Consider the following 12,064-nt stretch of genomic DNA (forward strand, 5'->3'; position numbering starts at 1 on the left):
GAAACCACCGCTCATCGTGTTGCGCCTTAATGCAAGTTTAAGGCGATTGTCGATACTGCATCGATCATTCAACGAGTTCAGAAGTTGAAAAAAGTTGTTAATGACCACTTTTTTTAACTGCGTCACTCCTAAACTAAATCAATCGTTTGTGTTTTTAACTGCATCACTCTTAATTGCAATGACTTTTCCATTTGTACAACAACTTGACTATCAACCGGACAGTGCATTGCGATTTGCTGCCTTGTTGCAATGCGCGTGGCCGGTATTTCTCGACAGCGGACAGCCGCAGATTAAGCAAGGTCGTTATGACATTTTAAGCGCCGATCCACTGACGACGCTCGTCACCTACGGTCGCAACACGCGCATTTGCTCGGCGCGTGGCGAGCAGATTTCAACTGCCGATCCGCTGGCGCTGCTCGGCGAAACATTGGGCGTTAAACGCACGAATACGACGGTCTGCCGTTTATTGGTGGGGCAATCGGTTATTTTGGCTACGATTTAGCGCGGCGCTGGCGACATTTGCCAAGCTGGGCGCAGGACATTGAAAACATTCCTGATCTGGCGGTTGGTGTTTACGATTGGGCGCTGGTGGTCGATCATCAAACACAATCTGCGCAGCTGGTCGGCGCAAATCCCGCTCGCTTGCGGCACTACGCAGAGCGGTTTGCTGGCGCAGTAACTGCGGTAAATCCTCAGCATTCAATGCGTTATCGAGTACGCGAACCAGTGCGGGTCAATATGACGCGGGCAGAATATCTGACCGCAATCGCCCGCATTCAACGCTATCTCATTGCTGGCGATTGCTATCAGGTCAATTTAGCGCGACGGTTTGCGGTGGTTGCCGATGGCGATCCGTGGAATGCGTATCAACGTTTGCGTGTGCTCAATCCTGCGCCATTCAGTGCGTATTTCGCGCCGCCAGAATGTCAAGTGCTGTGTTCTTCGCCGGAGCGTTTTTTACAGGTACGCGACGGAATGGTTGAAACGCAGCCAATTAAAGGCACTTGTCCGCGCAGCAGTGATGCGTTGACCGATCAACAACTTGCTGAAATGCTGCAACGCAGTCCGAAAGATCGCGCCGAAAATCTGATGATCGTCGATTTATTGCGGAACGATTTGGGGCAGGTGTGTACGCCGGGAACAATTGCTGTTCCTCGGCTATTTGCAATCGAATCTTATACACGAGTACATCATTTGGTCAGCACGATTATTGGACAGCTAGCAATGGAATACACCGCAATAGATTTATTGCGAGCATGTTTTCCGGGCGGATCAGTGACGGGAGCGCCGAAGCAGCGGGCAATGGAAATTATTGAAGAATTGGAACCGCAGCGGCGAGGAGTGTATTGCGGTGCAATTGGTTATCTCGGATGCGATGGCGCAATGGATATGAATATCGCTATTCGCACACTCATTCATGCCGATGGCGTTACGCGATTTTGGGCTGGCGGCGGAATTGTGGCAGATTCTGATCCGGCAGCCGAATATCAGGAAACTGCCGATAAAGCAGCGGCATTGTTGGAAATGTTGGAGCAGATGCGAGCTTAAAGCTGCGCCAACGGCAACTCAATCAAAATGCCGTTTCATTTTTACGAATCAATTGAGGTGGAAGCAGCGATGTCAGCGTTTTTTGATGACAATACAATCGAACCGAATGCACCAGTCAATACACCAGAATCCAACATTTTGAACCAATTGAATGAATTATCAGCACGGCTGGCGCGGTTAACCGTGGTGGTGGAACAACATCGAATCGCGTTACAAACAGCAGAATTGAACCTTGCAACCCGAATTGCGGATATTGATGATGAACAACGACGCTCGCTAAATCAGCTCACTAAAAAACAGGAAACAAATGAAGCACATTTCAAGCGCAGTCGCATCATTTTGATTAGCGTATTCGCAGTGCTGGCGCTGGTGATCAGCGCAGCACTGGCAACATTTTATATTCAATTGACACGCGCACAACAGCATTTTAATGATGACATCGCTGAATTGCGTGATATGAGCAATACGCTACAGCATCAACCACCGGATAATGTGATTCAAAATCAAGTGATACAGGAACGTTTGCAACAATTATCTGAAGCAGTTGCAACACTCAGTTCATCTTCATCCGTCAATGTTGCAACGCCAGCGCATCTTGAATCGGCATTGGAATCAAAAGCAGTTGCCATACCGCCAGCCGCTCCAGAAGTCGTTTCAGAACTGCAAGTTGGAACTGTGGGTCAATTGCGAGTGGACTCTGCACAACCCGTCAATCCACCGGTTGCGCATTCTTCTTCAACTGCGGTAGCAAGCACTGCCGCTCATACGTCTTCTCATTCAACAAATCCCAGTATCAATCCTGCATCGACCAAACAAATACCAGTCAATGATCAATTGTATTCGCTGCAAATCATTGGTTTTTTCTCATTTGAAGAATTACTGGCGTATACGCAACGCATCCGACTTCCAGAAAAAGTTTATTTTCAAACAGAAACTTATCATGGTCGCCCGTGGTTTGTGCTCATTCATAGCTTGCATAGCAATTATGCGTCTGCAAAGCTGAAATTGCGAATTTTCCACCAGAATTAGCGCAATTAGATGTGTGGATTCGCAAACTTCCGCCGGATGCTACCGTGAATCTATTGGATGTCACACCTGCTGCGCAGTGATTGCTCATTATTGGAAATGGCGCACAGTTTTTTCTGAAAACATCTGGATATACTTAATGTCATCCATGATTTTTCGGTACGCCACATCCTATGTCTTACCAATCACAGCCATTTAACAGTAATGTGGATCAACTTTTAGATCGGCTTTATCGCGCTGATACCCGTTCTGATTTGGATGCCAGCGCGATGATGTTATCGGAACAACTGCGACGACGTGAGCAAGGACTCGAACTTCAGGATGCGCTGATGCGGCTGCGCCACATGCGCGAAAAAGCGCAGTCGGTATTGCGTTTGAAAGAAGAAGTTAATGATTTGCAAGCGCAAATTGGACAATTGAAAACGCTGCGAAAACAGATTACTGAATTAAAGCAGCAATTGTTTGAACCAGAGTAGACTTGGTGTTATCGCGCTGTAAGTTAGCAATAAAAAATTAACGAAAAGTGAATAAGCTGTTCAATTAATACTCATTTAGTTTTATTTATAAAAGGCAACAAAAAAGGGTTCGCTATGAAGCGAACCCTTTTTTGTTTTTGTGTGGTGCCCGGAGCCGGGGTCGAACCGGCATGACCGAAGTCGAGGGATTTTAAGTCCCTTGCGTCTACCAATTTCGCCATCCGGGCAGTCAGTGTTGCGGCGGAGAAAGATAACAGCTAGGGCGATTTATGCGCAAGTGAAACGCTCAAATTAAGCTCATCGCAGTCGTGATACTGCGTGAATCACGGTGATTGGCATTGTATCCGTTGCGATGTGCTATGCTTTCGCCGCTTTAAGAACCGCCTTTTTTGCCCACTTTCAGAACAGATTTCTATGTCAAAAGATGATGTTATTCAAATGGAAGGCACGGTCACAGAGACCTGCCTAATACCGTATTTCGAGTTGAACTCGAAAATGGTCACACCGTGACCGCGCATATTTCCGGCAAGATGCGTAAGCATTACATTCGCATTCTCACCGGCGATAAAGTGACTGTTGAATTAACACCTTACGATCTCACCAAAGGTCGCATTGTGTATCGCGCCCGCTGATGCCCGCCTATCATCGTCCCCAGAGCACCTGATCCACATATTGCTTGACCTTGCGGTGTGCTGGCGTGTCAAGCGTCGTGAATTGCAAGTTAGTGCGATAACTGTCTTGACCGCCGCGTGTGCGCAGCACCCGTGCATAAACCTCCACCGGATAATCTGCGCCCATGTCCGGCATCAACGACATCAAAATCTCCGAATACGGCGGCAAGATCAGCGGTAAATCGGCGCTCATGCCGTCATAACTGAGATCGTTGACCTTGCCGACAAACCGCTCGCTGAGGATTTTTTTCGCCTCAACCTTCCGAAAAACAATCGGAAAATCAACAATGATGCGCGGTGATCGGCGAATTTCAATTTCAGGCACCACCAGCAACCGAGGCGTCATTACTGCCTTTAATTCATACAGTGTGACGGGCTGGGCTTTGCCTTTCACCATCACGTCATTCACTGCGCCAACCTCAATCTGAGATTTCGCAAGGTGATAACTGTTTTCGCTGATCAGCACTTGACCGCGCAAGCTATATCCTTCAATCCGCGCAGCGAGATTGACCGGATCGCCAATCACGGTGTATTCGCTATACACCTGCGACCCAAAACTCCCCGCCATCACTTCGCCGGTGCTGATGCCAATTCCCGCATAAATGCTCGGTTCGCCGCGTTCTTGACTGCGCCAATTCATCTCGGCAATGGCTTGCTGCATTTCTACTGCGCAGGTCAGCGCCCGCAGCAAATCGTCAGAGCGCGTTTCAGGAAGACCAAACAGCGCCATCACCGAATCGCCCATAAATTTGTCAACGACACCCTGATGACGCGCCACTAACTGCGCCATCAATCCGTAAAAACGGTTGAGCAATCCACTCATCACCGACATCGGCAATGACTCCATCAGCGCAGTAAAGCCGCGCAAATCCACAATCAAAATGGTGACCTCAGTTCGCATCACGGGCTGTGATTCCAATAAGAAAGCATCTAAAGATGGTGTGAGGCGCTCACGGATCATATCGAGAGAAAGAGATGTGGGCGTTCCAAAAATCTCGGTAATGACCTCACTCACACGCGTTAAAAGTATGTTGCGATCACGATGCTGCATAGCGGTTCACTGACTCCATCACTATAAATTGACAATTTTCATAGGTTTTAGCACGTCATTCAGACGATGCTAACCGTTATGACATCACTGCCACCGCTGCGTGGCATCTGCAATCACCTCATCGAGACCACACACATGGATCAATTCACCCGAAATTATAGTATCGCACTGGGCATCATCGTGATCTTCGCGCTTGCATTATGGGTCAAGAGCAGTTGGCAGCCGCAGGTGTGGGAAATCAACGCCATGTTGGAATCCGATAAACAGCTTGCCAATTATCCATATCAATTCAAATTACGCTCATTAGAAAATGGCGTTGCCGTATTATCTACGCCGCGTTCGCCAGCATTTCCCGCAATGAGCTTTTTAGAAATTATTCATCCACAATTGGCTGATAAAGCTCAGGATGATCCAGCAATGATTGCAGCACAACAGGAATTGATTGATCATCAAAAACGGGCAATGGGTTTAATGCTGGCACAACCCGGCGTGACCAAAGTAGATTGGGAATTGGATGTGCGCTGGCTGGCTGATCACGGCATTCACACGCCAAACAATCCTTAACCTGCTCGCGCCTGCGTCGTGCTGGCACATCGTGAAGTTACGGCAGCGCGGTTCACGCACCAACGACGCAGCGATGTTTTTAGGTGTTCCATTCCGCAACGCAGCAATCTTAGGATAGAACGATGGTAGGCTTTATGCTTACCAAACTTGCTATTGAATGAGTATTCAACAACTCATGAAAGACCTGCCAACGCCCTACTATCTGATCGACGAAACCCGGCTGCAAAAGAACCTCGAAATCATCCAAAGTGTGCGAGAACGTTCGGGTGCGAAATCGGTGCTCGCGCTCAAATGCTTTTCAACTTGGTGCGTGTTCGATCTCATGCGCCGATATTTGGATGGAACCACCAGCAGCTCATTGTTCGAGGCGCGACTGGGATACGAGGAATTTGGCAAGGAAGTTCACGCCTACAGCGTTGGTTTTTCTCGCAATGATGTCAAAGCGGTGCGGGTATTTGCCGACAAAATCATCTTCAATTCCGTCTCCCAGTTGCAGCAGCATTATCCCGACGTGCAAGGCTGCAACCTCGGTCTGCGCGTCAATCCCGGCATCAGCTATTCGCATTTCGATCTTGCCGATCCAACTCGCCGCTATTCCCGGCTGGGTGTTGCCGATAAAGCTGCGCTCGCCGAAGCGTCCACCGTGCTTAACGGTTTGATGTATCACTTCAATTGCGAGAATGACGATATTGACAGCTTTATCCGCGCACTCGCCAGCATTGGACGCGATGACGGCGAGCTGCTGCGTAAAATGGAGTGGATTAGTTTTGGCGGTGGCCTTTCGTTCACAAAAGATGGTTATCCTCTTGATCGCTTCTGCTTGGCATTACGGGAGTTCGGGCAGGAGTTCGACATTCAGATTTATCTGGAACCCGGCGAAGCAGTTGTCACCCAAACCACTGAGTTAGTGACGACCGTGATCGACATGGTGCACAACGAGGTTGATATTGCGATTGTCGATGCCTCGCTTGAAGCGCACATGCTGGATCATCTGGTGTATCGAACCAATCCCGCGATTGCCTTTCCAGAAGCTGGCGAACATCGCGTGATGATCGCCGGGCGCACCTGTTTGGCGGGCGATGTTTTTGGCGACTTCCGACTGGCGGAACCGCTGCGCATCGGCAGCCAAGTGCGCATTGCTGATGCTGGCGGTTACACGATGGTGAAAAGCAATTGGTTTAATGGTGTTGCCATGCCGTCGATTGTCGTCCGCCGTTTGAATGGCACAATCGAATTGGTTCGCGCCTTTGGATACGATGATTTCAAACGCAGTCTTTCTTGAACGAGATCAAGCAATTATGAAAAAAAATGTACTCATCATTGGCGCTGGCGGTGTGGCGCATGTTGCCGCACACAAAGCCGCGATGAATAACGACGTGCTGGGCGACATCTGCATTGCGTCGCGCACGCTGTCGAAATGCGAGCAGATTATCGAGAGCATCACACGCAAAGGTCATCTCAAAGATACGTCGCAGAAATTGTATGCGCGTCAATTAGATGCACTGGATATTCCGGCAACCGTCGCGCTGATTCAGGAAACCCACTCGGAAATCGTCATCAATCTGGGTTCGGCGTTCCTCAATATGTCGATTTTGGAAGCCTGTATCGAAACCGGCGTGGCTTACATCGACACGGCGATTCACGAAGACCCCGACAAAGTGTGTGAAACGCCGCCTTGGTACGCGAATTACGAATGGAAGCGCAAAGATCGCTGCGCCGAGAAAGGCGTGACCGCGATTTTGGGTGCGGGATTTGATCCCGGCGTAGTCAATGCGTACTGCGCACTCGCTGCCAAGCGTTATTTCGACAAGATCGAAACCATTGATATTCTTGATGTAAATGCGGGCAGCCACGGCAAGTATTTTGCGACGAACTTTGATCCCGAAATCAATTTCCGCGAATTCGTCAAAGTGTGGACGTGGATCGACCGCGAGTGGAAAGAATATCCCACGCATTCGGTCAAGCGGATGTATGACTTCCCAGTCGTTGGTTCATGCCCGGTGTATCTGAACGGACACGATGAATTGCATTCGTTATCGAAGAATATCGACGCTGACAGCATTCGTTTTTGGATGGGTTTTGGCGACCATTACATCAATGTTTTCACAGTGTTGCGCACCCTCGGTTTCCTGTCACATCTGCCGGTCACATTGACCACCGGACAGGAAGTAGTGCCGCTCAAAGTGGTGAAGGCGCTGCTGCCTGATCCGATGACGCTGGCGCCCGGCTACATCGGCAACACCTGCATCGGCAATGTCGTCAAAGGTTGGAAAGACGGGCAGCGCCGTGAGGTCTTCATTTATCAAGTGTCCGACCACCACGCCTGTTATGAAGAAGTGGAATCGCAGGGCATCAGCTATACCGCCGGTGTGCCGCCAGTCGCTGCGGCGATGTTGGTCGCTGATGGCACTTGGGATGCCAAGACGATGGTGAATGTTGAAGAGCTTGATCCAGAACCGTTTATTGCGATTCTCGACCGCATTGGGCTGCCGACCGAAATCAAAGAAATCGAACCCTGCAGTGCTGCAACTTTCGATGGCACGGTGCGCGATTTAGCGCAGGAATTGTCCGAATCGACGGCGACCGTCACAGTTTCGGCGGCGAATCCGATGATTGCTGTTGCGCCAAAACCGCGTTGATGTTTGATTGCTGCCTGCGTTTACCCGCAGGCAGAGCCGCATTCCAGCGCCCGCTGCGCCAGCCATTTTTTCAACTTCCGCGCTTAACCCAATCACGTCCCAGTCAAGCGCCCAGCGATTTGTTATCGAGGAGTACGCGATGCGTTTCCGCTTTCCAGTCATCATCATTGATGAAGATTTCCGCTCTGAGAACGCGAGCGGTTTTGGCATTCGCGCCCTCGCCAAGGCGCTCGAAAACGAAGGGCTGGAGGTGCTCGGCGTCACCAGTTACGGCGATCTCGCCTCCTTCGCCCAGCAGCAAAGTCGCGCCTCATGCTTCATTCTCTCGATTGACGATGAGGAATTCGGCACGGGTTTGCCGGAAGAAGTTCAAGAGGTGATCTCAAGACTGCGTGAATTCGTCAAAGAAGTTCGCGTCCGCAACGAAGACATTCCGATTTTTCTTTACGGCGAAACCCGCACCTCGCGCCACATTCCCAATGACGTGCTGAAGGAACTCCATGGTTTTATTCACATGTTCGAGGACACGCCGGAGTTCATTGCTCGCTACGTCGTGCGTGAAGCGCGGGTTTATCTCGACAGTTTGGCGCCACCTTTTTTCCGGGCGCTGACCACTACGCAGCAGACAGTTCCTATTCTTGGCACTGTCCGGGACATTCCGGCGGCGTCGCCTTTCTCAAAAGTCCGGTCGGGCAAATGTTTCACCAGTTCTTTGGCGAAAACATGCTGCGAGCGGATGTCTGCAACGCCGTTGATGAACTGGGACAACTGCTTGATCATTCGGGACCAGTTGCAGCTTCGGAACGTAACGCAGCGCGTATTTTCAACTGCGATCATCTGTTTTTGTCACCAACGGCACGTCCACCTCAAACAAAATCGTCTGGCATTCGACCGTCGCCCCGGATGACATCGTGTTGTAGATCGCAACTGCCACAAGTCGATTCTTCACGCCATCATTATGACTGGCGCGATTCCCGTTTTTCTGATGCCGACGCGCAATCATTACGGAATTATTGGACCGATTCCGCTGGATGAATTCCGTCCAGAAAACATTCAACGAAAGATCGAAGCCAATCCGTTTACCAAAGGAATTCCATCTAAACCGCGCATTTTGACGATCACGCAAAGCACTTATGACGGCGTTGCTCTACAACGTGGACACCATCAAATCATTGTTAGATGGTCAGATTGATACGCTGCTATTTGATGAAGCCTGGTTGCCCCACGCCACATTTCACGATTTCTATCTCGGAATGCACGCCATCGACAAAGATCGCTCGCGCTGCCGTGATTCGATGGTGTTCGCTACGCAATCCACGCACAAATTGCTGGCGGGTTTATCGCAAGCCTCGCAGATTCTGGTTCAGGAATCCGAGACGCGCACTTTGGATTGGCATATCTTAACGAAGCCTATTTGATGCACTCTTCGACCAGTCCGCAGTACGCCATTATCGCGTCCTGCGATGTCGCCGCCGCCATGATGGAACCGCCGGGCGGCGCTGCGTTGGTGCATGAATCAATTATGGAAGCCTTGGATTTTCGCCGCGCCATGCGCAAGGTTGACGCGGAATTTGGCGCGGATTGGTGGTTTAAGTCTGGGGGCCGGATTATCTCGCTGAAGAAGGCATCGGCGACCGCAATGACTGGGTATTAAAAGCCGATGATCGCTGGCACGGTTTCGGCGATCTGGCGACCGATTTCAATATGCTTGACCCAATTAAAGCCACCATCATTACTCCGGGATTAAATGTAGATGGTGAAATCGCCAATTCAGGAATTCCCGCAGCCATTGTCACTAAATATCTCGCCGAACACGGCGTTGTTGTTGAAAAGACTGGGCTGTATTCGTTTTTCATTATGTTCACCATCGGTATTACCAAAGGGCGCTGGAATACGATGGTGACTGAATTACAACAATTCAAAGATGACTACGACCGCAATCAACCGCTGTGGCGAGTGCTGCCTGAGTTTATTCAGGCGCATCCTTGTTATGAAAAAATCGGGCTGCGTGATCTCTGTGATCAGATTCACGGGATTTATAAAGCGAACGATGTCGCCCGTTTAACCACCGAAATGTATCTTTCTGATTTCGTTCCAGCAATGAAACCCGCAGTTGCATTTGCCAAGACTGCGCACCGCGAAATCGACCGCGTCAGAATTGATGATCTTGAAGGCCGCATTACCAGCGTATTGCTCACGCCTTATCCGCCCGGCATTCCGTTGTTAATTCCGGGCGAGCGTTTCAATAGCACCATCGTGCGTTATTTGCAGTTTGCGCGTGAATTCAATACCCGATTCCCGGGTTTTGAAAACCGACATTCACGGTCTGGTTAAAAAAGAGTGTCGATGGCGAAATTGGCTATTTCGTTGATTGTGTAAAACCTGTATAGGAAATTGAGTTGTCAGTAACCGCTTTTCTGCTGACAACTCACCATTAAATCAATCGTTAAAGGTGGTGATATGCAGCGACGTGATTTTTTGAAATCGGCGGGAATTGGCGCACTTGCTGCGGGAGTGGCATTGCCAGCGCAGGCAGAAACAACAACGGTGAAATGGCGGCTGGCGTCGAGCTTTCCCAAAAGCCTCGACACCATTTATGGCGGTGCGGAAATGCTCGCCAAACGGGTCGCTGAACTGACGGATGGACAGTTTGAAATCCGCGTGTTTGCTGGCGGTGAACTGGTTCCGGCATTTGGTGTGCTCGACGCAGTGCAACAGAACACCGTCGAATGCGGTCACACTGCATCTTATTATTATTACGGTAAAAACAAGGCGTTGGCGCTGGAAAGCACCTGGCCGTTCGGACTCAACACGCGCCAAATGACCGGCTGGGTTTATGGCGCTGGTGGCATGGAGCTGCTGCGCGAGATGTTCGCTGCTTACAACATCGTACATTTCCCCGGCGGCAGCACTGGCGCACAAATGGGCGGTTGGTTTCGCAAGGAAATCAAATCACTCGCCGATCTCGACGGGCTAAAAATTCGTATTCCCGGATTTGGTGCAGAAATTTTCTCGCAGATGGGCGCAGTGCCGCAGTCGCTGCCGGGCGGTGAAATCTATCCGGCGCTGGAGCGCGGTGCGATTGACGCTGCCGAATGGACAGTGCCGTATGACGATGAAAAGTTGGGTTTTCAAAAGGTTGCGAAGTATTACTACGCGCCCGGCTGGTGGGAGCCGGGCACACATCTGGTGTTTTATGTGAATCAGGCGCAGTGGGCAGCGTTGCCTCCGGCGTATCAGGCAGCGTTCACCGCCGCTGCGCAGGAAGCGCATCTGCAAATGTTGGCGGCGTATGACGCGAAGAATCCGCCAGCGTTGCAGCGTTTGTTGCAAAACGGCGCGGAGTTGCGCCGTTTCCCCGATGACGTGTTGCTCAAAGCCTATGCGATTGCGCAGCAGATTTACGCCGAAGAATCTGCGCAAAATCCGACGTTTAAGACGCTTTATGATTCTATGCGCGAGTTCCAAAAACGCTCCGATGCGTGGTGGACTGTGGCGGAATCTTCAATGGCGAATTTCATGCAGGCAGTGCAGCGGCACAAATAACTGCGAGCGGGTTAGTCGGGCGTTTTCGTCAAGCGCCCTTCCGTGCCTGCCAGCAAATTGCGGATGTTGCTGCGATGTCGCCAAATCAATAAGCCGCTGATAATCAACTGCATTCCCGCCAATATCCGCACCGAATCCGGTGTGGCCACAGCAGCCACACCAGCACCGGCGCCAGCGCCATCGAAATCAGTCCTGATAACGACGAAATCTTCAAAATCTTGGCGACAAACAGCCAGATCGCTGCGACTGCCAAACCAATCGGCCAATACAATCCAAATTGCACGCCCAGCGCAGTGGCCACGCCTTTGCCGCCCTGAAATCCAAAAAAGATCGGATATAAATGACCGAGAAATGCTGCCAGCCCGATTCCCGCCAGCGCCAGCGGTTCTGCGCCCAGTAGATGACCAATAACCATCGGAATCAAGCCTTTAAGACTGTCACCGACGAGCGTGATGGCAGCGGGTTTTTTACCGCCGATGCGCAGCACATTGGTTGCGCCGGGATTGTTGGAACCCTGAGTGCGCGGATCGGGTAAACCCATGA

9 protein-coding genes, 1 tRNA gene and 3 pseudogenes are annotated in these 12,064 nt (G+C 50.6%); 10 read left to right on the plus strand and 3 right to left on the minus strand.

Going from position 1 to position 12,064, the window contains the following annotated elements; all coding sequences use genetic code 11:
* Positions 1 to 100 precede the first annotated feature (100 nt).
* The 4 genes from CXB77_RS24170 to CXB77_RS18020 all read left to right on the plus strand — a co-directional run bounded on the left by CXB77_RS24170 (position 101) and on the right by CXB77_RS18020 (position 3,050).
* Complete coding sequence (locus tag CXB77_RS24170; protein ID WP_347338193.1) at positions 101 to 502, plus strand: hypothetical protein; 402 nt, start codon at positions 101 to 103, stop codon at positions 500 to 502.
* A complete protein-coding gene (gene pabB, locus CXB77_RS18010; protein WP_347338196.1) occupies positions 478 to 1,548 on the plus strand; it encodes an aminodeoxychorismate synthase component I in 1,071 nt (356 codons plus the stop codon). Before CXB77_RS24170 ends, pabB begins: the two co-directional genes overlap by 25 nt.
* A 27-nt stretch (positions 1,549 to 1,575) precedes the next feature.
* A complete protein-coding gene (locus tag CXB77_RS18015) occupies positions 1,576 to 2,577 on the plus strand; it encodes a hypothetical protein (RefSeq protein ID WP_105074956.1) in 1,002 nt (333 codons plus the stop codon).
* Positions 2,578 to 2,747: 170 nt separating this feature from the next.
* Positions 2,748 to 3,050, plus strand: a complete 303-nt coding sequence (locus tag CXB77_RS18020; protein ID WP_105074957.1) for a hypothetical protein — start codon at positions 2,748 to 2,750, stop codon at positions 3,048 to 3,050.
* Between the two features lie 142 nt (positions 3,051 to 3,192).
* On the opposite strand, the gene CXB77_RS18025 is transcribed toward CXB77_RS18020, so the two are convergent.
* A tRNA-Leu gene (locus tag CXB77_RS18025) sits at positions 3,193 to 3,277 on the minus strand.
* 187 nt (positions 3,278 to 3,464) lie between these two features.
* On the opposite strand from CXB77_RS18025, the pseudogene infA reads away from it, so the two are divergent.
* Positions 3,465 to 3,682, plus strand: a pseudogene (gene infA, locus CXB77_RS18030) (translation initiation factor IF-1).
* 10 nt (positions 3,683 to 3,692) lie between these two features.
* Here infA and CXB77_RS18035 read toward each other — a convergent pair.
* Complete coding sequence (locus CXB77_RS18035) at positions 3,693 to 4,622, minus strand: adenylate/guanylate cyclase domain-containing protein (protein WP_347338197.1); 930 nt, start codon at positions 4,620 to 4,622, stop codon at positions 3,693 to 3,695.
* A gap of 228 nt (positions 4,623 to 4,850) precedes the next feature.
* On the opposite strand from CXB77_RS18035, the gene CXB77_RS18040 reads away from it, so the two are divergent.
* The 5 genes and pseudogenes from CXB77_RS18040 (at position 4,851) to CXB77_RS18060 (ending at position 11,521) form a co-directional block, all read left to right on the plus strand.
* The gene (locus tag CXB77_RS18040; RefSeq protein WP_347338194.1) at positions 4,851 to 5,336 is read left to right on the plus strand and encodes a hypothetical protein; all 486 of its coding nucleotides are present in this window, start codon (positions 4,851 to 4,853) and stop codon (positions 5,334 to 5,336) included.
* A gap of 175 nt (positions 5,337 to 5,511) precedes the next feature.
* Positions 5,512 to 6,618, plus strand: coding sequence for a carboxynorspermidine decarboxylase (gene nspC, locus CXB77_RS18045; RefSeq protein WP_105074959.1), 1,107 nt, complete (start codon positions 5,512 to 5,514; stop codon positions 6,616 to 6,618).
* Between the two features lie 16 nt (positions 6,619 to 6,634).
* Entirely contained in the window at positions 6,635 to 7,975 is a 1,341-nt protein-coding gene (locus CXB77_RS18050; protein WP_105074984.1) for a saccharopine dehydrogenase family protein, read from the plus strand.
* Between the two features lie 139 nt (positions 7,976 to 8,114).
* Positions 8,115 to 10,365, plus strand: a pseudogene (locus tag CXB77_RS23390) (Orn/Lys/Arg decarboxylase N-terminal domain-containing protein).
* Between the two features lie 70 nt (positions 10,366 to 10,435).
* Positions 10,436 to 11,521: a TRAP transporter substrate-binding protein gene (locus CXB77_RS18060; RefSeq protein WP_105072683.1), complete on the plus strand. Its 1,086-nt coding sequence runs from the start codon at positions 10,436 to 10,438 to the stop codon at positions 11,519 to 11,521.
* An 11-nt stretch (positions 11,522 to 11,532) separates the two neighbouring features.
* On the opposite strand, the pseudogene plsY reads toward CXB77_RS18060, so the two are convergent.
* A pseudogene (gene plsY, locus CXB77_RS18065) lies at positions 11,533 to 12,064 on the minus strand (glycerol-3-phosphate 1-O-acyltransferase PlsY); the annotation flags it as partial.

The organism is Chromatium okenii (assembly GCF_002958735.1).
GTDB lineage: Bacteria > Pseudomonadota > Gammaproteobacteria > Chromatiales > Chromatiaceae > Chromatium > Chromatium okenii_A.

Bases quoted from the DNA above. Each gene is read 5' to 3' on its own strand.
- CXB77_RS24170 (WP_347338193.1), top strand. From the start codon at position 101: ATGACCACTTTTTTTAACTGCGTCACTCCTAAACTAAATCAATCGTTT.
- CXB77_RS18015 (WP_105074956.1), top strand. From the start codon at position 1,576: ATGCCGTTTCATTTTTACGAATCAATTGAGGTGGAAGCAGCGATGTCA.
- CXB77_RS18020 (WP_105074957.1), top strand. From the start codon at position 2,748: ATGTCTTACCAATCACAGCCATTTAACAGTAATGTGGATCAACTTTTA.
- CXB77_RS18035 (WP_347338197.1), bottom strand. From the start codon at position 4,622: ATGCGAACTGAGGTCACCATTTTGATTGTGGATTTGCGCGGCTTTACT.
- CXB77_RS18040 (WP_347338194.1), top strand. From the start codon at position 4,851: ATGACATCACTGCCACCGCTGCGTGGCATCTGCAATCACCTCATCGAG.
- nspC (WP_105074959.1), top strand. From the start codon at position 5,512: ATGAAAGACCTGCCAACGCCCTACTATCTGATCGACGAAACCCGGCTG.
- CXB77_RS18050 (WP_105074984.1), top strand. From the start codon at position 6,635: ATGAAAAAAAATGTACTCATCATTGGCGCTGGCGGTGTGGCGCATGTT.
- CXB77_RS18060 (WP_105072683.1), top strand. From the start codon at position 10,436: ATGCAGCGACGTGATTTTTTGAAATCGGCGGGAATTGGCGCACTTGCT.